Genomic DNA, 23647 nt, shown 5'->3' with positions numbered 1-23647 from the left:
AAGGGGGAGATGAGGTGAAGAAGAGGTGGACTCATGCATTTCAAATTGCTGCAGTTTATGTGGGAACTGTAGTAGGGGCCGGATTTGCAACAGGAAAAGAAATTGTTGAGTTTTTCTCACGATTCGGTTTCTTCGGTTTAATCAGTATAATAATGAGCGGTTATCTCTTTATCATATTGGGTTCAAAACTTATGAGGATGGCCGCCTATATAGATGCAAAATCGTACCAAGAGTTTAATGCTTATTTATTCGGTAAATGGCCAAGCCGAATTATCAATGTCTTTATGCTATTTATGCTTCTTGGCGTTAGCGCTGTGATGCTTTCTGGTGCTGGGGCAGTGTTTAAAGAACAACTTGGTCTATCGAAAAACATTGGTGTTTTTTTGACCATCATTCTTTCGATTCTTGTGATGTTAGTGGGGACAAAAGGGCTTTTTGCTGTGAATACATTTGTAGTTCCATTAATGATTAGTTTTAGTGTAATCCTTATGATTTTCTCGGTACAGATGCCGAATTTTATGGATCAATTATTATTTATACCCCATGCTGAGGATGGCTGGAAAAGTGTAGTAGCTCCTTTTTCTTATGTTGCATTGAATCTAGGTTTAGCCCAGGCGGTTTTAGTACCCATTGCGACCGAGGTAAAAGATGATTGGACGATTAAATGGGGTGGAATTCTCGGAGGTGCTGCCTTAACATTAATATTAACAGCGAGTCATTTCACCTTAATCATGCTGCCCAATTTAGAGCAGTACAATATTCCAATGGCGATTGTTATGAAAAACCTTGCACCGTTTCTGTATTGGATTTTTGTTCTTGTCATTTATGGTGAAATTTTCACATCGGTGATTGGCAATGTCTTCGGGCTTGACCGTCAAATGAAGCAATATTTATCGATTCCTACCATTATGTCTGTAACAGCTATTTTTTTGGTGTCCTATCTCGTAAGTCTTGTGAACTATGGTACGCTATTATCCTATTTATACCCCTTGTTCGGGTATATCTGCATGACCTTTTTTATATTGCTGTGGATGAAACCTCTTAATTCCGATTTAAAAAAATAAACAGCTGTCAACTGACAGCTGTTCTTACGTAAACGGCACAATCATAAAAATCATAATATCAAAAATGAGATGTGAAACAATAACAAGCGGCATGCTTCTTTTCCAATAATATAGTCCTCCCCAAGCAAACCCTGAGACAAAGGCAGCAAAAACTAACAAGAAAGAACCTGAATAAATATGAACAGATGCGTAAAGAACTGCACCGAGTAGAATGCTCCAAATTGGTTTGAAATATTTTAAAAGGCTTTTTTGTATAAATCCGCGCCAGAAAAGTTCTTCCCCTGGTGCGGCAACCAATATAAGGGCAATATAATGCCAAAAAGCGTGGGGGGCATACCAGCGGTACAAGTGATTAATGTTTTTTTCAAAAGGAAGGTCCAATAGTTGAATTCCCTTAAATCCAAACCAAAAAATAAAATATAACAAGAAACCTGATAAAGCTCCATAAAATATATATTTGGCAAATGAAGCCTCGTCATCCACTTCTCCTTGGAACATGGCATAAGCTATGAGAATAAGGATTGATCCAGAAAAAATATACCAAAATATTGTTTTATCATGGAATGAAAAATATATAAGTGCGTGTGCAATGATGAAACCAAGAATAAGTCGTAGATCTAGGAAGCATTTTCCCATCCTAAGTAGCTCCTTTTCTAAATCGATAAAATTTATTTTAACAAATATGTTTTTCAAAAGGAAATGATTTCTTTAAACATTTTGTTTATTTCTAGTGATAAGAACATACTCAAATGAAAAAAATAAGGAGGAAAGGAGTGAGCAAGTTGAGTAAATCTCAAAGTCAGCATGAAAGGGAATGGACAGTTCGTAAACAGGATCAGAATCCTCATGGTAAAGTCAAGTCTTTAAAGCAGATCTCTAAAGAAACTGACCAAGGAAAATAAACATAAAAAATCTCGCCTTTTGGCGAGATATCTCTAATTAAAAATAGAAATGGCAGTAAATTACTGCCATTTCTACCAATCTATCACTTAATAAGCGCTTTCTTTTACCACTTTATAGTTTTTATGATTTACAACTGTCCGCTGATCCAATTCAAGATCACGGTAATTATCCATAATTGTTAGGTCGACTATAACAGAGTTTTCATTTACCTTTTCAACTATACCTTGCAGGCCACCGCGAAATTCAATGATATTACCTACTTCTGCTTTTCTCATTAGTCTCTCTCCTTTATCCTCAAAAACTATTAATAAAGTGTTTATATAACAGTTTGCACTATCTTTTACAATTCGTAAAGGCTTTTATTTGACAATTATGTTAATTCTTTTGGAATATTAAAGTATATGAAGGGGATTTCAGAAAAAGAATAGCGAACGCTTACAAAATCCCAGTGGAGATTAGGACTTATTTCCATTAAAATATAAATGTAAAAGGTGGTGCGTTTTAATGAAAGAAGAATTGGTTACAGAAATATTAGATAAACTTATGACAGGGGAACTTTCTGAGTATTTTGTAAATAATGAAGATTTTATGGATTTTAGAAAGGTAATAGTGAAGAGAAAGGATTTTAAACATTTCCGTGGAATTGGTCAGAGGGGCGGGGATGTCCTTTATCAATACCTTAAAGAACCAAGAAGTTAATGATTTCTAAATAGAGACAATTTATTAAAAAAAGAGAGGAGAATGCCAGTGGAAGAATATTTCTTGTCATTAGATCAGGGAACAACAAGTTCACGGGCCATTTTATTTAATCAACGTGGAGAGATTGTACATATAGCTCAAAAGGAATTCACATAACTTTTTCCTAAACCTGGCTGGGTGGAACACAATCTAACGAAATATGGGGATCAATTTTGTCCGTTATAGCTGTGGTTTTATCAGAATCAGGAGTAAAGCCAGAACAAATCGCAGGAATTGGGATAACAAATCAGCGGGAAACTACCGTAGTTTGGGATAAAGAAACAGGTGAACCTGTCTATCATGCAATTGTTTGGCAGTCAAGGCAAACAATTGATATTTGTGAAGAATTAAAAGCAAAGGGATATAATGATTTATTCCGGCAAAAAACAGGTTTACTCATTGATGCCTACTTTTCCGGCACTAAGGTTAAATGGATTCTAGATCATGTTCAGGGGGCACGTGAGAAGGCTAAACAGGGAAAATTGTTATTTGGAACGATTGATACATGGCTCATCTGGAAGCTTTCTGGGGGAAGGGCACATGTAACCGATTATTCAAATGCATCACGTACATTGATGTTTAATATTTTTGAACTCAAGTGGGATGATGAATTATTAATGATTTTAGATATTCCTAAATCGATGCTCCCTGATGTAAGGCCCTCGTCTGAAATTTATGCCACTACCGTAGATAGTCACTTTTTTGGTAAAGAGGTGCCGATTGCAGGGGTGGCAGGAGACCAGCAGGCGGCCCTTTTTGGTCAGGCATGTTTCGAAAAGGGAATGGCGAAAAATACGTATGGCACAGGCTGTTTTATGTTAATGAATACAGGTGAAAAGGCGGTCCGCTCGGAACATGGCCTGTTAACCACCATTGCTTGGGGGATTAATGGGAAGGTGGAATATGCACTTGAAGGCAGTATATTTGTTGCTGGTTCAGCAATCCAATGGCTTCGTGACGGATTAAGAATGATTAAAGAAGCAAAAGAAAGCGAAAGATACGCTGAAACAGTCGCATCCACTGATGGGGTTTACGTTGTACCTGCATTGTAGGGCTTGGAACACCATATTGGGATAGTGATGTAAGAGGTGCGGTATTTGGGTTAACCCGTGGTACCTCGAAAGAACACTTTGTCCGGGCTACACTCGAGTCACTTGCCTATCAAACAAAGGACGTCTTATCCGCTATGGAGGCAGATTCCGGTATTGAATTAACAACACTTCGGGTCGATGGCGGGGCGGTCAGAAATAATTTTTTAATGATGTTCCAAAGTGATATTCTAAATGTACCTGTCGATAGACCAATCGTGAATGAGACCACCGCACTTGGTGCTGCCTACTTAGCCGGACTTGCAGTTGGTTTCTGGGGCAGTAAAGAAGAAATAGCGAAACAGTGGGCGATTGATAGAAAATTCACTCCACAAATGCCAAATGAAAACAGAAATACCTTATATAATGGCTGGAAAAAGGCGGTAAACGCAGCAATGACTTTTAAATAGAATATCAATAAGGACCACAAAAGCATCTTTTAGTAAGGGGGAATGTTTTGTGGTCTTTTCTTATTTTATTAATTATTCCCAAGAAATTTTAATAGGATAACAGCGGGAGTGAGGGATCATGAAATTTTCTGGATTGGATCGTAGGGAAATACAACATAAACTTGGAAGCCAACAGTACGATGTTTTAGTTATCGGAGGGGGAATAACAGGTGCGGGCATAGCATTGGATGCTGCCTCAAGAGGTATGAAGACAGCGCTTGTAGAGATGCAGGATTTTGCTGCCGGAACTTCGAGCAGATCAACGAAGTTAGTTCATGGTGGTTTGCGCTATTTAAAACAACTGGAGTTCAAAATGGTTGCCGAAGTAGGAAAGGAACGAGCGATTGTTTATGAAAATGGACCTCATGTGACAACACCAGAATGGATGCTTCTTCCAATTTATAAGGGCGGAACCTTTGGGAAGTTCACAACCTCGCTTGGCTTACGTATATATGATTTCTTAGCAAAGGTAAGAAAAACAGAGCGGCGGATTATGCTAACAACTGCAGAAACCATTTTAAAGGAACCGCTTATTAAAAAATCTGACTTAAAAGGCGGTGGTTATTATGTTGAATATCGCACGGATGACGCCCGCTTAACAATAGAGGTACTAAAAGCGGCATTTGAAAAGGGGACAATAGCTTGTAACTATACTAAAATAATTGAGCTTGTATATAAAAATAATAAAATTGCCGGGGTTATGGGAGAGGATCAAATAAGTGGTGAAATTTTCAACATTAATGCCAAAAAAGTGGTGAATGCTGCTGGTCCATGGGTGGATGGTTTACGGCTTTTGGACCAATCAAAAGATGGAAAATCACTGCAGCTCTCAAAAGGGGTTCATCTGGTTTTTGATCAATCTCGATTCCCTTTAAAACAGGCAGTATATTTTGACACACCTGACGGCCGGATGATGTTTGCAATTCCACGCGATGGTAAAACGTATGTGGGAACTACTGATACCTTTTATGATCGAGATATTGTTCACCCTAAAATAACAGTTAATGACCGCCGCTATATTATAAACGCGATTCATTACATGTTCCCTGATGTGCAAATTAACGATGAGGATATTGAGTCGAGCTGGGCTGGGGTCCGCCCGTTGATTCATGAGGAAGGGAAAAATCCCTCCGATATTTCAAGGAAAGATGAAATATGGAAGTCTGATTCGAGCTTAATCACTATTGCAGGAGGAAAACTAACAGGTTACCGAAAAATGGCCGAAACAGTTGTTGATTTATTAGTAGAACAATTCAACGCTGAAGAGGGAATAAAATATCCAGGCTGCCTGACTAAAGTTTTGCCGATTTCCGGTGGAGATGTTGGCGGATCAAAAAACTTTGAGCACTATGTAGGCGAAAATATGTCAAAAGGATTAAAAGCCGGACTTTCAATCGAAGAAGCAGAGCAATTAACAAGATTGTATGGATCGAACGTTGAAACTGTTTTTAATTTGTTGGAGAAAAATCTAGAGGATTATAAACTATATAGAATGCCTCGCACTTTATTTGCTTCGCTCATTTATGGAATAGAGGAGGAAATGGCTGTTACTCCCGTTGATTTTTTTTATCGGCGGACCGGGGCCATTTTATTTAATATTGATTCGGTAAAGAAGTGGAAAAAACAAGTGATCGATTATATGGAAAAGAGGTTTAATTGGACAGAGCAGGATAAAAACAGCTATTCATTAGCACTTGAAGAGGCTTTAAAAGCGGCAGAACTCCCTGTAGATGGTGATGATATTTAGAAATTAAGCGTCCATAGTATCAGCTGTCCTGCTTTAGACGCCTTTTCTTTTCATAGTATATTTTTGGGAATTAAGCGATAGTTTTTGACAGAATCCGAATGTTTTTGACATTTTTGTGAACATTTCAAAATCCTAACCATTAGTAGTTGTCTGATATTGTCGTAGATGTTATTCTAGCATGTATGTAATAACTGCTTAGCCAAAGAAAAAAACTGTATGATTGTTTTTATATTTGGAAAAATAAGCGAAATGAACTAATTATATTTACTAATCGTTTAGCTTCCTAGTTGACTAAACGACTAGAAATGTTTATTTTTAATTAGGCAAGTTTTATTCTTACTATTTATTAAAAGGAGTTTGATTAGCATGGCAGAAAAACAATTTAAAGTAGTTGCAGAAACAGGAATCCACGCGCGACCAGCGACTTTATTAGTACAAACAGCTAGCAGATTTGATTCTGAAATTAATTTAGAATATAAAGGTAAAACCGTTAACCTAAAATCTATTATGGGTGTTATGTCTTTAGGTGTAGGCCAAGGCGCAGAAATCAAAATTTCTGCTGAAGGCAACGATGCTAACGATGCATTACAAGCATTAGAAGATACAATGAAAAAAGAAGGATTGGCAGAATAATGGCTTTTTTAAAGGGTATTGCTGCATCAAACGGTATTGCCATCGCGAAGGCATACCGTCTTGTTGAACCGGATTTATCGTTTGAAAAAAAATCGGTTGAAGATGTTAAGCTTGAGGTTGAACGATTCCGAAAGGCAATGGAAGTATCAAAATCTGAACTGGAAGCAATTCGTGACAAAGCACAAGTAGACCTTGGCGCAGATAAAGCAGCGATTTTTGAAGCACACCTTCTTGTTCTAGGCGATCCAGAGTTAAATGCACCAATTGAAGATAAAATCCAATCAGACAAAGTAAATGCAGAATTTGCTTTGAAAGAAACGGCCGATATGTTCGTGATGATGTTCGAACAAATGGATAATGAATATATGAAAGAACGGGCAGCAGATATTCGTGATGTAACAAAGCGTGTATTAGCCCACTTGTTAGGCGTTCAGCTAGTTAACCCAAGTATGATTGCTGAAGAAACTATTATTGTTGCAGAGGATTTAACTCCTTCTGACACAGCTCAATTAAACCGTAATTTTGTTAAAGGATTTACGACGAATATTGGCGGACGCACATCACATTCAGCTATAATGGCTCGTTCCATGGAAATTCCCGCTGTAGTAGGAACAAAAACTGCGACAGAGGAAATTAATAATGGTGACCTTGTTATTGTTGATGGACTAAAAGGGGAAGTACATATTAATCCAACCCCTGAATTAGTAGAACAATATCGTAAAATCCATGGAGAATATGAAGCTCAAAAAGCCGAATGGGCAAAGCTTGTGAATGAACCAACAATCTCTGCAGATGGTCACCATGCTGAATTGGCTGCGAATATTGGTACACCTACCGATTTAAAAGGTGTTATTGAAAATGGCGGCGAAGGTGTTGGCTTATATCGCACAGAATTTCTTTATATGGGTCGTGACCAGCTTCCCACTGAAGAAGAACAGTTCGAGTCCTATAAAGCTGTACTAGAAGGAATGGCTGGTAAGCCAGTAGTTGTTCGTACATTGGATATCGGTGGGGATAAAGAATTACCATATTTAGACCTGCCAAAAGAGATGAACCCATTCTTAGGTTTCCGGGCAATTCGTTTATGCTTGGAAGAACAAGATCTTTTCCGTACACAGCTTCGCGCACTATTACGTGCCAGCAGTTATGGTAATTTAAAGATTATGTTCCCTATGATTGCAACGTTAGATGAGTTCCGTTCTGCAAAAGCTATCCTTGAAGAAGAAAAAGCAAAGCTTCTTTCAGAAGGTCAAACTGTAGCTGAAAAAATTGAACTTGGGATCATGGTAGAAATTCCATCTACTGCCATCCTAGCAGACCAATTCGCTAAAGAAGTAGATTTCTTCAGCATTGGAACAAATGATTTAATTCAGTATACTATGGCAGCTGACCGTATGAATCAGCGTGTATCCTACCTTTATCAGCCATACAGCCCATCCATCCTAAGATTAGTAAAAATGGTTATTGATGCAGCGCACGCTGAAGGAAAATGGACAGGCATGTGCGGTGAAATGGCTGGTGATGAAACTGCTATTCCAGTCCTTCTTGGTTTAGGCCTTGATGAATTTTCGATGAGTGCAACTTCTATCCTGAAGGCTCGTTCACTCATTCGGAACTTGAAAAAATCCGATATGGAAAGACTGGCACAAGAAGTATTAAACATGCAAACAACAGACCAAGTTATTAAAGCCGTTAATAATGCGACAAAGTAAATATCTTTACGAAAAGACCAACTAGTGTTTTAGTTGGTCTTTTGTGCGCTTGGCAGCGCATCGCTCTAATGGGTGAAAGTCCCTAACATGCCGTTGTGGCGGAAATGTATAGCTGACAGGTAGTGCGAGTATCGTGAGATTTCGTGCGGAGGACTTGAAGGAAAAGCTCGGAAAAGGTGGCTGTAACCATGTTGGCTGGTAAGATGGGTTAACCTTGCAAAGGATGGGGATGTCCAATACCACTCTATATCTTATTAGTTATGAGGACTGGCTTCGAGTGAAAAGGCGATGAACGTGACCCAAGGAGATCTCATCATCTCCACCGTAGGTGGTAACTCTTTTTTCAAAGCTGTGATGGACAAGAAATAGACTATGGAAGGTGAGAAGTCAGAGCAGGGGATAGTAGTGAATAAACTTGTCAGAAACGCCACAAAGACAAGCGACTTATCACGTAGTTGATAAGACAGACATTGACCTAAAAGGCAGTGGAACTGATGCGAAGCCCGTCTGTCCATGGAAGAAAAGCTATACGAACTTATTTACTCGTTATGTACTAAACAGAAGTCAATGAGGCAGAAAGCCGAAGAATTGAGACCGAAAGAAAGTAGGTTGTTTAGGGCGTAGTACTAATGTAGGTATCAGTAATTGAACTAACTTCCCCACAGCTTTATCAGATGGTGAGTGGTAGTATCCTTTTTTGAATACATATCCTAAAAAGACAAACGATTTATCAAGGTTGTCTACGATTTTCGTCTTTTCTGGCCGGGAATTTTTATAAATTTTAAAATTATTAAAATTTTTATGGATAAAATAGGTTATAATGTGTGGTTATTAAGAACTTGATTCTTCTATTTTTAACCAGCCAATATAGGTATAATGAAATAGAAGAATATATAAGTAAATGGGCCTAAAAATACATATGATAATCATAAGTGTTTATGGAGGTGAATGTTGGATGGAACAAAAACCGCTACATTATGATGGAAGCTTACCACTAGGACAGGCAGCTACTGAGGCATTTGTTAATGAACCATTTCAAATGACTGATGAAATGAGGCTTAATATTGGCCGCAATCCTTACTCGCTTGAAACAACCGAATAAAGTAAGGATTAAAAAGGAATTTACCGAAATTGGCAAATTCCTTTTTTGATTATTATTTGCTATTTTGATTCATACTAAAATGACTTGAAAATCAACATGAAAGGTGAATGAAAATGGCAAAAGTTTTGTATATAACAGCACACCCGCATGACGAAACACAGTCCTATAGTATGGCAGTAGGGAAAGCATTTATCGATGAATATAGACAGGTCAACCAGAATGATGAAATAGTCCATATAGATCTTTATAAAGAAAATATTCCGCATATTGATGCTGATGTCTTCAGCGGCTGGGGTAAGCTTCGTTCCGGGCAAGGTTTTGAGACTCTATCCGTTGATGAAAAAGCAAAGGTTGGGAGGTTGAATGAACTTAGTGATCAGTTTGTATCAGCCGACAAATATGTATTTGTTACCCCACTTTGGAATTTCTCTTTTCCACCTATTATGAAAGCTTACCTCGATTCTGTTGCGGTTGCAGGAAAAACATTCAAATATACTGAAGAGGGACCTGTCGGACTATTACCAGATAAAAAGGCGTTACACATCCAGGCACGTGGCGGTTTCTATTCAGAAGGTCCAGCAGCACAATTGGAAATGGGTCATCGCTACATTGGCGTTATGATGGGTTTCTTTGGTGTACCAAGTCTTGAAGGGTTATTTGTCGAGGGGCACAACGCCATGCCGGAAAAGGCTCAGGAAATAAAAGAGAATGCGATTGCGAGAGCCAAGGATTTAGCACATACATTTTAATCTAATTCTTGAAATGAGACAGAAAAACTGTCTCATTTTTTAATTGTTTTTCCAAGAATTCCCTCTTATTATTTTGTATAATAAAAAGTAGATCAGCCAAAAGGGAGGATTGGATTGACTATGGATTTACGATTATTGATAGTGAATGGTAAAAGGAATTCAAACGCTTGATTTTTCGAAAATTAACCTTTCTTAACGTTTATTACCACTCTATTATGGCCAAGGTAAGAGTATAAGGGAGTGTTATCGATGAACAAAAATTTTCGAATAATAGGTACCTTAATCATCGGAATCGTTTGTATTGGATATTTAAGTGGATGCGGCTTACTTTATTCAAATGAATTAATTGTCAACCGCTATGCAGATGCGTTATTGACAAAAAATAATGAGCTGCAATTCCGTTTCAGAATCAACAATGAAATATTAGATGGCCAAAAATTATATAAGGTAAAGGTAACCATCCATGATGATAAACTTGCTCGAGCTATTGGTAAAAGGGAGATTATTTATGGTGAGGAGCAAGTTCGTAACGGTGATTATATAGAATCAAAAGGGAATCCTGAGAAATATATTTTTATGGACCCGCTTCCGTTAAAAGAGGACCTGCATATACTGGATCTTCGAAATATGATAGAGAGAGATCAAGCTGTTTCGATTGAAGTATTTAATGATAAAGAAGTATTAGGCCGTGCTTATTTAACAAATTTCTCTTCCGAGTTATAAACATGTTTAATAATTATTATATAGGACAATCTTAGTATGTGCATAAATTTGGAGATGGAGCACTAAGGCCGGACGTTCAACGTTCCGGTCTTATTTATGTATAAAATGCATGACCTACAGAAAAATGCTAAAATGGAGAGAATTAGTAAGGGAGGATGAGTATTTTGTTAGTACCAGAAAATACCGTAATAGGTTTTATTGGAACAGGTGTAATGGGGAAAAGTATGGCAGGACATTTATTAAAAGCTGGATATCCATTAGTAGTATATTCTAGAACAAAGGAAAAGGCTAATGAATTATTAGAAAAAGGTGCTGAGTGGGCAGAAACCCCTAAAGCAGTGGCCAAAAAGGCCAATGTTATTTTTACTATCGTTGGTTATCCCACGGATGTAGAGGAGGTTTACTTGGGAGAGAACGGGCTAATTCCAAACGGTACGGCAGGTAGTTATTATATTGACATGACTACTTCATCACCATCTCTAGCTGGCACTATTTATGAAGCAGCTAAAACAAAAGGGATTCAGGTCATTGATGCCCCTGTTTCTGGAGGAGATGTGGGTGCAAGGGAGGCAACACTGTCGATCATGGTCGGTGGCGAGGAAGAGGCTTTTGAAGCGGTCAAACCTTTATTGGATCTTATTGGAAATAATATAGTTTACCAGGGGAAGGCCGGGGCTGGCCAGCATACAAAAATGTCTAACCAAATTGCGATCGCATCAAACATGATAGGTGTTTGTGAAGCCATCATTTATGCAGAGAAGGCAGGATTAAATCCTGAGAATGTCTTAAAAAGCATATCCACTGGAGCTGCAGGAAGCTGGTCTCTTAGCAACCTTGCTCCAAGAATGTTAACAGGGAATTTTGAACCTGGATTTTACATAAAACATTTCATTAAAGATATGAAAATTGCTTTAGCGGAGGCTGAGAGGATGGATCTGCCAGTGCCTGGCTTGTCGCTAGCTATGTCATTGTATGAGCAATTAGCGGAAATGGGAGAGGAAAACAGCGGTACCCATGCTCTTTATAAATATTGGAAGTCCTAACATTGTCAATTGGCCAAAATTTGGTTCGAATAAATGACCCCCGTCTTCAAGAAACTAATTCTTGATAGGAGGGATTATGATGGCAAAACGGACAAAAAAGAATGACCCACAGCAAAAAAATAAAAAGGGCTTTGACTCTGCGGTATTAAATGAAGAATTTGCCCATGAAATGGGTTCTGCTGATACCAATAAAATTCACAAAGATAAAGCGAGAAAAGAAAAAGCTCCTAAGAACAACGGTAAGTATAAAGGCTAAAAATACACAAAATAAACCCTCACAGTATAGTCCTGTGAGGGTTTTCTTTATACCCACTGTCTAAAGAAAGATTCCATTTTGTTGAGGCCTAGTTCTAAATTTGCCATCGAGCAGGCGAAGGATAATCGGAAGTAACCTTCGCCAAATTCCGAGAATGCACTGCCTGGAACGACTGCAACCTTGGTCTCATGAACAAGCTTCAGGGCAAAGTCAAAGCTATTTAAAGGAATTGCGTCCGGTATTTTTACAAAGTAATAAAAAGCACCGTCTGGCTTTACTACATCAAGTCCCATGCCTGTTAAGCGCATATAAACATACTCTCTTCTCTTGTTATATTCCTCTTTCATGACCTCGGCATCATTAATGCCAGCCGTCAATGCCTCATACGCTGCTTTTTGGGCAATGGAATTGGCACATGACACATTATACTGGTGAACCTTTAAAATATGTTTGGTGAGGTATTCAGGAGCGAATAAAAAACCAATTCTCCAGCCTGTCATCGAGTGTGATTTTGATAATCCGTTAATGACTATCGTTTTATCCTTTATGAAGCTGGCTATTGAAGTATGTTTATGCTCAAAGGTAAGTTCACTATAAATTTCATCTGCCAGGATAAAGATGTCCTTATCTTTTATAAACTCTGCTATTTCTTTTAATTCATTGCTAGATAAACTCACGCCTGTGGGATTAGAAGGATAAGGCAGGACAATACAGCGTGTTTTGTCCGTAATATAAGGTTTCATCATTTCTAATGTAAACCGGAACTGATTGTTCCGTATATCGACATGCACAGGGACCGACCCCATCATCCGTATGATCGGCTCATAGCCTGGATAAATAGGTCCGGGTAATATAACCTCTGATCCTTCTGCAAGAATCGTACGGAAAGCAATATCGATGGCTTCGCTTGCTCCCATCGTGACTATGACCTCTGATTCAGGTTGATAGTGTAAATCATACTTTTTTTGTACAAATTGAGTTGCCGCTTTTCTTAATTCCAGTGTCCCAGCGTTATGTGTATAAGAGGTAAAATTATCTTCAATTGCCTGAATTCCCGCTGCTTTTACATGGTTAGGAGTAGGAAAATCGGGCTGCCCGATTGTAAAGGAAATTAGGTCATCCAAATCTGCAACGAGATTAAAGAATTTTCTAATTCCGGAGATTTCAATGTTCTTAACTCTATGATTGATTAAGTGTTCCATTATGTACTTCCTTCCGCCAAACGATTATTATCATGATTATAGACTATTTAAGGAGGAAGTTCTACAATTGAGTATTTAATATGTTCTCAACAAAAAAACGGCATGAATTGTATTTCCATACCGTTTCTGATGTATATTAGATAAATTTTTAGATCAATATCCGTATTCCCAATCGATCTCATCCTCGTGCCAAAAAACAGGAGACACTGAACCAAAATCTACTGCTTTGTTATTTATTTGGCAGTTGTAATTTTTACAAACACATTGTTCTTTGATGTTTTCGAAAAAGGAATGTTCCACATCTTCAATAAACGTAATATTCCGTTCCTGAAAAAGGATAGCCGTACCCTTCATTGTAAAGCACCTCTTTATTAGTTTATCCTGCTTAATTCTTTTCCCGACAATATTGTAATTCTGATTCACTTAGAAGTCTATGTGTTGCAAGAGCTGTTCACAAAATTCTCAAGAAGATGTAGCAAAAATAAGAACTTGTTCACACTAAAAAAGCACAAGCGCCATAAACAGGGGCTTCTGTTAGACCATATAGCACCTGTAATAGTTATGAAGGTCAAAAAAGCCAGGAACCTTCCTGGCTTTAATTGATTAGTAGCGTTCGCCTAACTTTTTGAAAATAGGTTTTTGGTAGGTTTGTTGTTTATTTCGAGGGTAAGAAGGCTGATTCTCCAGTTCAGTAATTCCTGTATAGGATTGCAATAAGGCTTTTGCAGCGTTAAGGGAGATATGCGTCTTCGGATTTCTAACACTACCATCTAGTTTTCCGAGATGGGGAAGTTCCTGAAAATCTGATTTTGTGGGAGGAATATGAAATGTATATTTTCCACATTCAACTAGTACATCAGATTGCTGCTGGCTGTTTCGTGGATGATCAGAAAAATGGAGGCCAACTTTTCTAGCTTTTCCTTCAACAATCAACTTTTTTAATGATTCCTGTTTTAATTTGTATAAAAATTTGGGGTTAACAGCTGTTTTTGCATGGCGATTCACGGTAAAGACAGCTTGGGAGAGGTTTTCAATAGTTAGATTTAATTTGGTTCGAGGATAACTCTGATCGTAATTCAACATATGAACTCCTTTCATTCTTTTACAACTATATTATACCTATTTTTTAGGAAAATAGAAATAAGTTGAAGATATTTTCCGGCTTTTCGTTCAATTCACTTTAAGGAAAATGGAATTGGCGGATTTTTAAGTAAACGAAGACGATTTAAGTGTAAAGATCGTCAGCTCAGGTTTAGCCATAAAACGAAACGGTAGTCGGGTTGTTCCTATTCCTCTATTAACATATAGGTTTAAGGAATATTTACCTTCAATTTTATAAAGGCCCTCTGGATACCTTTGTGCAAATGGAGGCATAATTAGTGCCCCAAGTATTGGCAGTTTAACTTGTCCACCATGACTGTGTCCACTAAGCTGCCAATGAATTGGATATTGTGCAGCAGTTTCCGCAAGGTCTGGTGCGTGGGATAACAATAAGTTGAAGTGATTGTTAGGTACATTTTTTAAGGCTAATGGCAAGTCAGGGTTACCCAGCATAGCATCATCGATTCCTATCAGATAAAAGCGGCTCCCATCTTTTAATTTGATCTTAACAGACTGGTTCAAAAGGACCTTAAAGTTGGTAGATTCCATGATATTCCGGTATATTTCTGAGCCATAGCCGCCGTGATCATGGTTGCCAAAAATACAATACTTCCCCAGTGGGGCGTGTAAGTTGTTTAAAATGGGGACCAAATCATTTAATTTGGTGTATTTGTTTGGTTCGTCCATTAAATCCCCAGTAAATAAAATAATGTCTGGTTTTAATTGATTAATTTTGGATACTAATTTTTTAAATTGCGATAAATCGTATTGAAAGCCAAGATGAGTATCACTAAATTGAATAATCCTTAATCCTTCAAGACCTTTTGGAATTAATCGATGTTTGATTTCCAATTCATTTAATTCTAACAGGGACGGCTCAATACGATTGGCATAATAATAGCCCCCTGAACTTATTCCGAGAACCGTCAGGAAAGAACCCATTATCTTTTTTAAAAACGTCCTTCTCGTTTTCTTTCTAACCATAATTTCAACCATCCTGCCTTTTATACTAGCCTCAATAGTTATCTTTATTACAATAAAAAGGTTATTTGTATGTGTTTATTCAAAAAAAGTGAAAAAATGCTAAAAAAGCAGTCAAAAAAGACTGCTTACTACTTATAACTAACCGCACGTGATTGCAAAGCTTTCCATGATCTAATAAATTGTTCTTTATTAACCCGTACTTGTTTTCGTCCTGACAAAGGGTCATTCAAAAATACATAATTTGGATCATATCCTACTAAGACCACTGCATGCAAATCAAGCGGTGTCTTGATGAATTGCTTTCCATGATACCAGCTTTCCCAACGATCTGGAAGGCGGTAATCTCCGGTTGTCCAAACCACCACTGGATAGCCTGACGAAACATGCGCTAATACCAGGTCAAAAGGCAGATTTGTTAAATTTACCGCTCTCCCCGGAAGTTTTTGATTGATTAAGGCAACCATAGGTTTATCAAATACCGCATAGCCTGCCTGTCTACCTGTCATGTCACCGACAAATCCATCGGCAGGGTTACCCCAGCGTATAATATTTCCACTTGCCGACTTAATAAGTGGGTCTGGATCCTTCTGAATTCTTCGGTACAAATCCATTTTATCTGTTTTAACTCCAGCATAATTTAAGACCATTGCCAAACTGGTCACTTCACAGCCATATCTTAATTCTGGATTTTGTTTAATTAACACGACATTTAGTAATGTAGACTGCTTTCTTGGAGTGGTACTAACGGAATGATCAGCTTTTTGCTGACCTTCAACATTGGTTACCTGCTCCTTTATATCATTTATGGAGTAAGATTTACTATCTATCTTATCACGTGATGTTTCCAAGTTACTATTACTAGTCATGTTGGAAGAACTTGCCTTCTCTAAAACTTGCTGCTTTGAAATCGTATTCGAGTGGCTGCAGCCAAACATTGTTAGTAAAGCTGCTAATAAACATAGGCTTTTCACAAAACTACCTCCTTTATGGAAGCCTTGAATATAGGTTATGATTGTATCAACGATGCTATAATGGTATCCTGTTGGAAAAGAACGAGAAGCAGAAATGAAGCGTATCGTATAATGAGAAAAATTATATGGAGGAAATCGGATGGATGCATTGGAAATATTATCGGATCTTGAAAATGTCTTTCCTTATTTTCAACCGATATTTAATGCGGATGAGCAAAGCGTTATAGCTTACGAAGTATTGGGACGATATCAAGCAAATGGAAATGTCATCAGCCTGGGAGCATTTTTTCATGATGATCAAATTCCGGATGAATATAAATATGAAGTGGACCTAATAGTCGTTAAAAAGGCACTCGAAAAGGTGTTGAATCTTGACGAGGATGTCCTAATCTTTCTAAACCGAAATGCAGAGTTATTAATGTACAGACATGGGGAACCGTTTTTACAAGAACTTTTAGAGTTTGAAAAAAAGGGATTGAGTTTAAAACGGATAATTTTGGAGATTTCCGACCGAAATTATCAAGGGGATTTAGATCAATTCGATCATCTCCTCCATTATTATCGAACGTATGGTCTGAAGATTGCGATGGCAAGTATTGGCGACGAAAGTCACTACTTTGAGCGGATTGGACAGCTTGAGCCTGATATTTTAAAAATAAATCTTCAAGCTTTAAAATCAACAGCTATCGGTGTGAATTTTACTGATGTCTTGTTCTCCCTATCACTCTTGGCAAGGAAAATAGGGGCCACTCTTCTTTTTGAGAATATTGAAATGAGTTATCAGCTTCAGTTTGCATGGAAAAATGGCGGACATTATTATCAAGGTTTTTACTTACATCCTCCCACAGAGGATTTTATTAATCGTGATCTCCTCAAATATCGATTAAAGGAGAAATTTCATGATTTCATTGCTTATGAGAAGCGAAAATTAGAAGCTGTCTATACCACGGCGGAGTATTTTCAAACAATGGTTCAGGATATTGTGAACAAAAATAAAAAGGCGAGTTATGAAGCGTTATTTCAAGCGTTAATTAAGGAAATGGATGATATAGCTTTTCGGATGTATGTATGTGATGAGGATGGATTTCAAAAATCAGCTAATATTTTTAAAGGGGAAAATGGCTGGACGACCCAATCTGTATACTTAAATAAAAATTGGAGCTGGAGGCCGTATTTTTTGGAAAATATTATCAAGATGCGGCATGAGCAAAAAGGAAGATTATCCGATTTGTATGGTGATATTGAGACAGGCGAAACGATTCGTACATTTTCTTTCCCAATGAATGAACACGATTATCTATTTATTGATATTTCCTATCGATATTTATTTGAACATGACCAATTATTGTAAGTTCCCTAGATGGTATAGATTGTTTTATGGAGTGGGATTTTAAATATAACACCCATTTAGAAGGAGTCTTGTTTATGAATCTTTTTGTCGATATCTTAGCCATTGTGATTATTGGAGTGCTTGCATTTTCCCTCCTTTATTCATTTTCAGTTGCCAGACAGCATAAGGCAGTCTCTGGGAACTTAGGTCATGATCAGCAGATCTCTAAACCGGTTCAAAAAAATATTTATACAAGAAATCCAATTTTCATAGCCTATGGAATCTTTTTTGCTTTACTATTGTTTATCATCCTTTTTTTTGCCATCACATTTTATTGATAGGTCTCCTGTTAAAAGAGGCCTTTTTTTCATGTTTTGTTAAAAAAATCACGATTTCTACATTTTTACTTGGACAAATGGAGCCTATTATCTTATTCTGTTAATATTGGCATAAAAATTTGACTGTCAAATTTTGAAATCAATCGAGAAGGATAGAAAGATGCCAAATGCAAAACATAACTGTAGACAGTTTGTTTGTGTTAAAAGGAGGATAATTGTATGTCACAGCTACAAGGTATATTAACAAGGTTAAAAAACCTTCAGGAACAATCCACAACTGGTGAACCTGCACAACGTTATTTTGAAGTAAATGGTGAAAGAAAATGTCAAGTTACCTTTCATCCAAAAACAGAAACATTTGAATTGGAAATATATAACGAGAAGGAAAAGCCAAAAAGATACCAATTTGATAACATTGATATGATTACAATTGAAATCTTTGATTTAATTCAGTAGGAGCCTATCACGGTTCCTTTTTTCTATGGAAAACGGTTTTAAAATTAACGCGGACTCCTGGAAACTGTGATAAAATAAGTCTGTAGAAAAACATTTATTGAGGAGTATTCTACTTATGATTAGTCTTCCTAGCGGGGAATTTTTAGAATTAACAATTAAACAATTAATGGTACCTTCCGAGCGAGTTGCTCATGTGCAAATTGGAAATAACCTCGAGCATGCCTTACTGGTATTAACGAAGAGTGGATATACTGCCATACCCGTCCTAGATCCACATTACAAGCTGCATGGGCTCATTAGTACCCCTATTATCATGGATTCCATTTTAGGGCTTGAACGAATAGAATTTGAGCAGCTTGAAAATAAGCGGGTAGAAGAGGTAATGAAAAGCTCGATTCCTCGAGTGGGAATTTCTGAATCTATTAGTCAGTGTTTAGATTTATTAGTCAATCATCCATTTCTTTGTGTTGAAAATGAAGATGGTTTTTTTGAAGGAATTCTACCAAGAAGTACCGTATTAAATCAATTAAATAAAGTGGTCAAGAGGTTCAAGAAATAACCAATAGTTTTCTGCTCCCATTTGGGGGCTCTATTTTTTTAGGATGAGAGGTGTGCAATGAGTATTGATATTGAAGCGTTTGGAACTCAGAAAAAAAAGCAGACTAAAAAGTCACTAGTACTTGCTTCGGTAATGCTCGCCATGTTTATGGGGGCAATTGAAGCAACAATTGTTTCGACAGCAATGCCGGCAATTGTTGCGGATTTGGGTGGTTTTACCCTTTATAGCTGGGTCTTCTCCGCATACCTTTTAATGAACTCAGTTACGGTCCTCATTTATGGAAAACTATCTGATTTATTTGGTCGAAAACCTATTCTATCCATAGGAATAATAATTTTTTTAATTGGATCTATTCTTTGTGGGCTTGCTGGTTCCATGAAAACCCTGATTATTTTTCGGTTGATTCAGGGTTTTGGTGCTGGGGCTGTTACGCCAATAGCGACAACGATTGTAGGGGACATTTATACTACTGAGGAACGGGCCAAAATTCAGGGTTATCTCTCTAGCGTATGGGGGATCTCAGCCATTACGGGGCCCGCTGTCGGCGGCTTACTTGTTCAATATGTCAGCTGGCATTATGTATTTTGGATTAATATTCCTCTTGGACTCCTATCATTGGTTGGACTCTGGTTATTCTTGCATGAAGATGTTGTAAAGAAAAGGCACGAGATAGATTATTTAGGTGCGTTTCTTTTAACAATCACTATCTCATCACTTATGTTTATTCTTATTGAAGGCGGGAGCCGCTGGTCATGGGGGTCATGGCAATTGATGGGGCTGATGAGCATAACTGCCTTAGCGTTAATAGCTTTTGTATTTCAAGAAGGTAGAGCAACTGAACCGGTTATGCCGTTTTCTATCTGGAAGGAACGATCGATTTTTGTTGCAAATATGACATCCCTGACATCAGGTATTATTTTAATTGGGATATCAAGTTTTTTACCAACCTTTGTTCAAGGTGTGATGGAACAAACACCGATTGTGGCTGGGTTTACCTTAACAACTATGTCAATCGGCTGGCCGATTGCCTCCACCCTCTCTGGGAAGATGTTAATTAGCATGGGTTATCGAAAGACTTCCATTATTGGGGGCGCCTTTTTAGTAGTGGGCAGTGTAGTCTTTGTAACTATGTCGTCTTCGGCAGGACCCGTTTGGGCTGCTGCCGGCTCTTTCCTTGTAGGTGCCGGAATGGGCTTTACTTCCACCGCCTTTATTGTTTCCATTCAAAGTACCGTAGAATGGCAGCAAAGAGGAATTGCAACTGCGGCCAATATGTTTATGCGGAATTTAGGAAATACCATTGGTGCAGCATTACTAGGTGGTATCCTGAATAACCGTATGGCTCATTTCTTTACTGAGAATAACAAGTCTTTAACCGTTGATGATGCCAATAAGCTTTTAAAGGTAGCTGAACGAAATCAATTGACTGTCTCTGTGAAAAGGATTTTGCAGGAAGGGCTGACCTTCTCCTTACACTCTGTTTATTATGTTGTATTGACATTTGCCGTAATCAGTATGCTGCTAATATTATTTATTCCTAAAAAGAAAATGGAATCATAGTCTTTCACATTCACAAATTAAGTAATTCAACAAAAATAGTAAAGAGGTTTTGACTTTGTCCTCCATATCAGAATTTCAGTTATTATCAGTTTTAGCACAGGAAATGAATATGAGAAAGGCTTCAGAGCGGCTGTTTGTCTCACAGCCTGCTCTTTCACAACGTTTACAAACCATTGAAAAGGAATGGGGAACCAAGCTTTTTATTCGTTCACAAAAGGGGTTATCCCTAACGCCTGCTGGTGAGCATGTAATTGACTTTGTCAACGAAATTTTAACAAAACAGGAGAAGGTCCGTGAAACGATCGATTCTCTTCATGAAGGTGTTTCCGGTACATTAAAAATTGCCGTTGCATCAATCGTAGGCCAGAATTGGCTTCCAGAGGTTTTAAAGAAATTCATTGATAAATATCCACAAGTGAAAATCTCCTTAGTAACAGGCTGGAGCAGTGACATTTTAAAATGTTTGTATGATGATCAGGTACATATTGGGATTATCCGGGGGACTCCGGATTGGAAAGGGGTAAAGGTACACCTTTTTAATGACCCGCTCTATCTTGTCGACCGGGAAATTACCAAACCGGAGCAAGTTTTAAAGACTGATCGTCCATTTATCCAATTTAAAAGCGATTCTAACTATTATCAAGAAATCCAAGATTGGTGGATGCGAAATTATAAAACGTCTCCAAAAAGAACTGTAGTAGTGGATCAAATCGAAACATGCAAACAGATGGCCTTCAATGGCATTGGTTATGCCATATTGCCATCTATTACACTTAGGAAAGCAGACCGGGATATTTTTAAAATACCTTTAGTTGATGAAAATAATTTACCGCTTAAACGAGATACCTGGTTATTAGGATATGAGTCTGCATTTCAACTAAAACAAGTTCACGCGTTTATGGAACTGATTAAAGAATATATCGCCGAATCTTCTGAAGAATAAGGTTGTTTTTTCTTGTTTTCAGTTCTTTTGTTTGTTAAAGTATTTTTTAGTACATGATTAGGGGGCAAGTGAGAAAAATGGATGCACATGAAATTATTGCTTTTATTGCTAATAGTAAAAAATCTACACCAGTTAAGGTATATTTAAAGGGTGACTTAGAAGGTATTGATTTTGGAAACGACGCAAAAGCGTTTATTAATGGAAATACAGGCGTTGTTTTTGGTGAATGGGCTGAAATTAATACAGCATTAGAAGCTAACAAAGGTAAAATTGAGGATTTCGTGGTGGAAAATGACCGACGAAATTCAGCCATCCCATTGTTAGACACAAAGCACATTAATGCGAGAATCGAGCCAGGTGTCACTATTCGTGATCAGGTAGAAATTGGCGATAATGCTGTTATTATGATGGGAGCGGTCATCAATATTGGTGCAGTTATCGGCGAAAAAACAATGATTGATATGGGGGTAGTCCTTGGCGGAAGAGCAACTGTCGGTAAGAACTGTCATATTGGAGCAGGAACGGTATTAGCTGGAGTAATTGAGCCGCCTTCCGCACAACCTGTTATCATTGAAGATGATGTTCTAATTGGTGCTAATGCAGTCGTGCTAGAGGGTGTAAAAGTTGGGAAGGGCTCTGTTGTTGCTGCAGGAGCAGTTGTAACGAAGGATGTTCCGCCCTATACAGTTGTTGCAGGTACACCCGCAAAGAAAATTAAAGATATTGATGAAAAAACAAAATCAAAAACAGAAATCATGCAAGAGCTTCGTCAATTATAGTCGGATCAGCATATGAATGGTTTTTGATTGTGAAAGCGTGGACCTTAATCCACGCTTCTTTTATAGGGATAGAAAGGGTGATATCTACATGAAATCGTTAATCGAAATACGCAGGGATCTACATCAAATTCCGGAACTTGGTTTTCAAGAATTTAAAACTCAAAACTATCTATTATCAATTATAGATTCATTCCCACAAGAACGAATTTCTATAAAAAAGTGGAAAACGGGATTACTAATAAAGGTTCATGGACTAAATCCTTCAAAAACAATTGGATATAGAACAGACATTGATGGTCTGCCTATTACCGAAGAAACGGGATTAGCCTTTTCCTCTTCACACGAAGCAAGGATGCATGCCTGCGGCCATGATTTCCATATGACAATTGCTTTAGGAGTTCTGTCTTACTTCATCCAAAACCCTATTAATGATAATCTTCTGTTTGTGTTTCAACCGGCCGAAGAAGGCCCAGGGGGAGCAGAACCAATGCTAAAATCGGAAGAAATGCAAGAATGGATGCCCGATTTAATATTTGCTCTTCATATTGCTCCAGAATATCCTGTTGGAACCATTGCTCTAAAAGAAGGTTTACTATTTGCTAATACATCTGAATTGTTTATAGATCTAAAGGGAAAAGGCGGGCACGCTGCCTACCCGCATCAAACCAATGACATGGTAATCGCTGCTTGTTCTCTTGTTAACCAGCTGCAAACGGTTATTTCTAGAAATGTTGATCCATTAGATAGTGCCGTGATAACGATTGGAAAAATAACAGGTGGAACTGTACAAAATATAATTGCCGAGAAGGCAAGACTTGAGGGAACCATCCGAACATTATCACCTGAAGCTATGAAAAAAGTGAAGCATCGAATCGAAGCGCTTGTTAAAGGGATTGAAACAGGGTATGAGTGTGAGACTGTAATAGATTATGGAGCCATGTATCATCAAGTCTACAATACTGAATCTGTTACAAGGGAATTTATTGATTATATAAGAAATAAAACAGATGTAACAGTGGTAGAATGTCGGGAGGCTATGACGGGTGAGGATTTTGGATATATGCTTAAAGAAATACCTGGATTAATGTTTTGGCTGGGCGTAGATTCACCGTTTGGACTTCATCATGCTAAACTTAATCCAAATGAAAATGCTATTGATGTCGCTGTAAGGGTTTTAACTAGCTATATTTCTTTTAAAGGCAATTAATCGGGGCTGA

The 23647-nt window shown here is 37.8% G+C and carries 26 protein-coding genes and 1 pseudogene; 20 read left to right on the top strand and 7 right to left on the bottom strand.

Annotated elements, in window-relative coordinates; genetic code table 11:
• Window positions 1-14 precede the first annotated feature (14 nt).
• Window positions 15-1064, top strand: a complete 1050-nt coding sequence (locus M3226_RS10670; RefSeq protein WP_251565108.1) for a YkvI family membrane protein — start codon at window positions 15-17, stop codon at window positions 1062-1064.
• A gap of 24 nt (window positions 1065-1088) precedes the next feature.
• Here M3226_RS10670 and M3226_RS10665 read toward each other — a convergent pair whose 3' ends face one another.
• Window positions 1089-1700 (bottom strand): CPBP family intramembrane glutamic endopeptidase, encoded by a 612-nt coding sequence (locus M3226_RS10665; RefSeq protein ID WP_251565106.1) that lies wholly within the window; start codon window positions 1698-1700, stop codon window positions 1089-1091.
• A 146-nt stretch (window positions 1701-1846) separates the two neighbouring features.
• On the opposite strand from M3226_RS10665, the gene M3226_RS10660 reads away from it, so the two are divergent.
• Window positions 1847-1966 (top strand): DUF6254 family protein, encoded by a 120-nt coding sequence (locus M3226_RS10660; RefSeq protein ID WP_251565140.1) that lies wholly within the window; start codon window positions 1847-1849, stop codon window positions 1964-1966.
• Window positions 1967-2053: 87 nt separating this feature from the next.
• Here M3226_RS10660 and M3226_RS10655 read toward each other — a convergent pair whose 3' ends face one another.
• On the bottom strand, window positions 2054-2242 hold the full coding sequence (locus M3226_RS10655; RefSeq protein ID WP_098526935.1) for a YkvS family protein: 189 nt from the start codon (window positions 2240-2242) through the stop codon (window positions 2054-2056).
• Between the two features lie 229 nt (window positions 2243-2471).
• Here M3226_RS10655 and M3226_RS10650 point away from each other — a divergent pair, with 229 nt between their 5' ends.
• The 10 genes and pseudogenes from M3226_RS10650 (at window position 2472) to M3226_RS10605 (ending at window position 12207) form a co-directional block, all read left to right on the top strand.
• Window positions 2472-2666, top strand: a complete 195-nt coding sequence (locus M3226_RS10650) for a hypothetical protein (protein WP_098526936.1) — start codon at window positions 2472-2474, stop codon at window positions 2664-2666.
• A gap of 48 nt (window positions 2667-2714) precedes the next feature.
• Window positions 2715-4203: pseudogene (gene glpK, locus M3226_RS10645) on the top strand (glycerol kinase GlpK).
• 118 nt (window positions 4204-4321) lie between these two features.
• Window positions 4322-5989, top strand: a complete 1668-nt coding sequence (locus M3226_RS10640) for a glycerol-3-phosphate dehydrogenase/oxidase (RefSeq protein WP_251565104.1) — start codon at window positions 4322-4324, stop codon at window positions 5987-5989.
• Between the two features lie 366 nt (window positions 5990-6355).
• Entirely contained in the window at window positions 6356-6622 is a 267-nt protein-coding gene (locus tag M3226_RS10635; RefSeq protein WP_251565102.1) for a phosphocarrier protein HPr, read from the top strand.
• Complete coding sequence (gene ptsP / locus M3226_RS10630) at window positions 6622-8334, top strand: phosphoenolpyruvate--protein phosphotransferase (protein ID WP_251565100.1); 1713 nt, start codon at window positions 6622-6624, stop codon at window positions 8332-8334. The genes M3226_RS10635 and ptsP overlap by 1 nt, the downstream gene beginning before the upstream one ends.
• A gap of 955 nt (window positions 8335-9289) precedes the next feature.
• On the top strand, window positions 9290-9436 hold the full coding sequence (locus M3226_RS10625) for a hypothetical protein (protein WP_251565098.1): 147 nt from the start codon (window positions 9290-9292) through the stop codon (window positions 9434-9436).
• A 113-nt stretch (window positions 9437-9549) separates the two neighbouring features.
• A complete protein-coding gene (locus tag M3226_RS10620) occupies window positions 9550-10185 on the top strand; it encodes an FMN-dependent NADH-azoreductase (protein WP_251565097.1) in 636 nt (211 codons plus the stop codon).
• Between the two features lie 249 nt (window positions 10186-10434).
• The gene (locus M3226_RS10615; RefSeq protein ID WP_251565095.1) at window positions 10435-10908 is read left to right on the top strand and encodes a hypothetical protein; all 474 of its coding nucleotides are present in this window, start codon (window positions 10435-10437) and stop codon (window positions 10906-10908) included.
• Window positions 10909-11063: 155 nt separating this feature from the next.
• A complete protein-coding gene (locus M3226_RS10610; protein ID WP_374110578.1) occupies window positions 11064-11951 on the top strand; it encodes an NAD(P)-dependent oxidoreductase in 888 nt (295 codons plus the stop codon).
• A gap of 76 nt (window positions 11952-12027) precedes the next feature.
• Entirely contained in the window at window positions 12028-12207 is a 180-nt protein-coding gene (locus M3226_RS10605) for a hypothetical protein (RefSeq protein WP_251565142.1), read from the top strand.
• A 47-nt stretch (window positions 12208-12254) separates the two neighbouring features.
• Here the strand turns inward: M3226_RS10605 and M3226_RS10600 are convergent, their stop codons facing one another.
• The 5 genes from M3226_RS10600 to M3226_RS10580 form a co-directional block, all read right to left on the bottom strand.
• Entirely contained in the window at window positions 12255-13409 is a 1155-nt protein-coding gene (locus M3226_RS10600; RefSeq protein WP_251565091.1) for an aminotransferase A, read from the bottom strand.
• Between the two features lie 153 nt (window positions 13410-13562).
• Complete coding sequence (locus M3226_RS10595; RefSeq protein WP_251565089.1) at window positions 13563-13763, bottom strand: hypothetical protein; 201 nt, start codon at window positions 13761-13763, stop codon at window positions 13563-13565.
• Window positions 13764-14012: 249 nt separating this feature from the next.
• Window positions 14013-14492, bottom strand: a complete 480-nt coding sequence (locus M3226_RS10590; protein ID WP_251565087.1) for a YkyB family protein — start codon at window positions 14490-14492, stop codon at window positions 14013-14015.
• Between the two features lie 123 nt (window positions 14493-14615).
• The gene (locus M3226_RS10585) at window positions 14616-15494 is read right to left on the bottom strand and encodes a metallophosphoesterase (RefSeq protein WP_251565085.1); all 879 of its coding nucleotides are present in this window, start codon (window positions 15492-15494) and stop codon (window positions 14616-14618) included.
• A 128-nt stretch (window positions 15495-15622) separates the two neighbouring features.
• Window positions 15623-16465 carry a C39 family peptidase gene (locus M3226_RS10580; RefSeq protein WP_251565083.1) on the bottom strand — a complete coding sequence of 281 codons (843 nt, stop codon included), beginning with the start codon at window positions 16463-16465 and terminating at the stop codon, window positions 15623-15625.
• Window positions 16466-16604: 139 nt separating this feature from the next.
• On the opposite strand from M3226_RS10580, the gene M3226_RS10575 reads away from it, so the two are divergent.
• The 8 genes from M3226_RS10575 (at window position 16605) to M3226_RS10540 (ending at window position 23637) form a co-directional block, all read left to right on the top strand.
• Window positions 16605-17816, top strand: a complete 1212-nt coding sequence (locus M3226_RS10575) for an EAL domain-containing protein (RefSeq protein ID WP_251565081.1) — start codon at window positions 16605-16607, stop codon at window positions 17814-17816.
• A 74-nt stretch (window positions 17817-17890) separates the two neighbouring features.
• Window positions 17891-18133 carry a hypothetical protein gene (locus M3226_RS10570; RefSeq protein WP_251565079.1) on the top strand — a complete coding sequence of 81 codons (243 nt, stop codon included), beginning with the start codon at window positions 17891-17893 and terminating at the stop codon, window positions 18131-18133.
• 219 nt (window positions 18134-18352) lie between these two features.
• Window positions 18353-18589, top strand: a complete 237-nt coding sequence (locus tag M3226_RS10565) for a YkuJ family protein (RefSeq protein ID WP_251565078.1) — start codon at window positions 18353-18355, stop codon at window positions 18587-18589.
• A 115-nt stretch (window positions 18590-18704) separates the two neighbouring features.
• Window positions 18705-19148 (top strand): cyclic-di-AMP-binding protein CbpB, encoded by a 444-nt coding sequence (gene cbpB / locus M3226_RS10560; RefSeq protein ID WP_251565076.1) that lies wholly within the window; start codon window positions 18705-18707, stop codon window positions 19146-19148.
• A gap of 57 nt (window positions 19149-19205) precedes the next feature.
• Window positions 19206-20708, top strand: a complete 1503-nt coding sequence (locus M3226_RS10555) for an MDR family MFS transporter (protein ID WP_251565074.1) — start codon at window positions 19206-19208, stop codon at window positions 20706-20708.
• A 55-nt stretch (window positions 20709-20763) separates the two neighbouring features.
• Window positions 20764-21651 carry a LysR family transcriptional regulator gene (locus tag M3226_RS10550; protein ID WP_285857792.1) on the top strand — a complete coding sequence of 296 codons (888 nt, stop codon included), beginning with the start codon at window positions 20764-20766 and terminating at the stop codon, window positions 21649-21651.
• A 68-nt stretch (window positions 21652-21719) separates the two neighbouring features.
• Window positions 21720-22430, top strand: coding sequence for a 2,3,4,5-tetrahydropyridine-2,6-dicarboxylate N-acetyltransferase (dapD, locus tag M3226_RS10545; RefSeq protein WP_251565072.1), 711 nt, complete (start codon window positions 21720-21722; stop codon window positions 22428-22430).
• An 82-nt stretch (window positions 22431-22512) separates the two neighbouring features.
• Window positions 22513-23637 (top strand): N-acetyldiaminopimelate deacetylase, encoded by a 1125-nt coding sequence (locus tag M3226_RS10540; protein ID WP_374110581.1) that lies wholly within the window; start codon window positions 22513-22515, stop codon window positions 23635-23637.
• Window positions 23638-23647: the final 10 nt, after the last annotated feature.

The sequence above is a fragment of the Neobacillus cucumis genome, from assembly GCF_023715505.1.
The sequence above is the reverse complement of the archived record's forward strand: the minus strand, read 5'-3'. Positions and strand labels throughout refer to the sequence as shown.

Excerpts from the sequence above, each read along its gene's own strand:
- M3226_RS10665 (WP_251565106.1), bottom strand. The coding sequence starts at position 1,700 with ATGGGAAAATGCTTCCTAGATCTACGACTTATTCTTGGTTTCATCATT.
- M3226_RS10655 (WP_098526935.1), bottom strand. The coding sequence starts at position 2,242 with ATGAGAAAAGCAGAAGTAGGTAATATCATTGAATTTCGCGGTGGCCTG.
- M3226_RS10650 (WP_098526936.1), top strand. The coding sequence starts at position 2,472 with ATGAAAGAAGAATTGGTTACAGAAATATTAGATAAACTTATGACAGGG.
- M3226_RS10640 (WP_251565104.1), top strand. The coding sequence starts at position 4,322 with ATGAAATTTTCTGGATTGGATCGTAGGGAAATACAACATAAACTTGGA.
- M3226_RS10635 (WP_251565102.1), top strand. The coding sequence starts at position 6,356 with ATGGCAGAAAAACAATTTAAAGTAGTTGCAGAAACAGGAATCCACGCG.
- ptsP (WP_251565100.1), top strand. The coding sequence starts at position 6,622 with ATGGCTTTTTTAAAGGGTATTGCTGCATCAAACGGTATTGCCATCGCG.
- M3226_RS10625 (WP_251565098.1), top strand. The coding sequence starts at position 9,290 with ATGGAACAAAAACCGCTACATTATGATGGAAGCTTACCACTAGGACAG.
- M3226_RS10620 (WP_251565097.1), top strand. The coding sequence starts at position 9,550 with ATGGCAAAAGTTTTGTATATAACAGCACACCCGCATGACGAAACACAG.
- M3226_RS10615 (WP_251565095.1), top strand. The coding sequence starts at position 10,435 with ATGAACAAAAATTTTCGAATAATAGGTACCTTAATCATCGGAATCGTT.
- M3226_RS10610 (WP_374110578.1), top strand. The coding sequence starts at position 11,064 with ATGAGTATTTTGTTAGTACCAGAAAATACCGTAATAGGTTTTATTGGA.
- M3226_RS10605 (WP_251565142.1), top strand. The coding sequence starts at position 12,028 with ATGATGGCAAAACGGACAAAAAAGAATGACCCACAGCAAAAAAATAAA.
- M3226_RS10600 (WP_251565091.1), bottom strand. The coding sequence starts at position 13,409 with ATGGAACACTTAATCAATCATAGAGTTAAGAACATTGAAATCTCCGGA.
- M3226_RS10595 (WP_251565089.1), bottom strand. The coding sequence starts at position 13,763 with ATGAAGGGTACGGCTATCCTTTTTCAGGAACGGAATATTACGTTTATT.
- M3226_RS10590 (WP_251565087.1), bottom strand. The coding sequence starts at position 14,492 with ATGTTGAATTACGATCAGAGTTATCCTCGAACCAAATTAAATCTAACT.
- M3226_RS10585 (WP_251565085.1), bottom strand. The coding sequence starts at position 15,494 with ATGGTTAGAAAGAAAACGAGAAGGACGTTTTTAAAAAAGATAATGGGT.
- M3226_RS10575 (WP_251565081.1), top strand. The coding sequence starts at position 16,605 with ATGGATGCATTGGAAATATTATCGGATCTTGAAAATGTCTTTCCTTAT.
- M3226_RS10570 (WP_251565079.1), top strand. The coding sequence starts at position 17,891 with ATGAATCTTTTTGTCGATATCTTAGCCATTGTGATTATTGGAGTGCTT.
- M3226_RS10565 (WP_251565078.1), top strand. The coding sequence starts at position 18,353 with ATGTCACAGCTACAAGGTATATTAACAAGGTTAAAAAACCTTCAGGAA.
- cbpB (WP_251565076.1), top strand. The coding sequence starts at position 18,705 with ATGATTAGTCTTCCTAGCGGGGAATTTTTAGAATTAACAATTAAACAA.
- M3226_RS10555 (WP_251565074.1), top strand. The coding sequence starts at position 19,206 with ATGAGTATTGATATTGAAGCGTTTGGAACTCAGAAAAAAAAGCAGACT.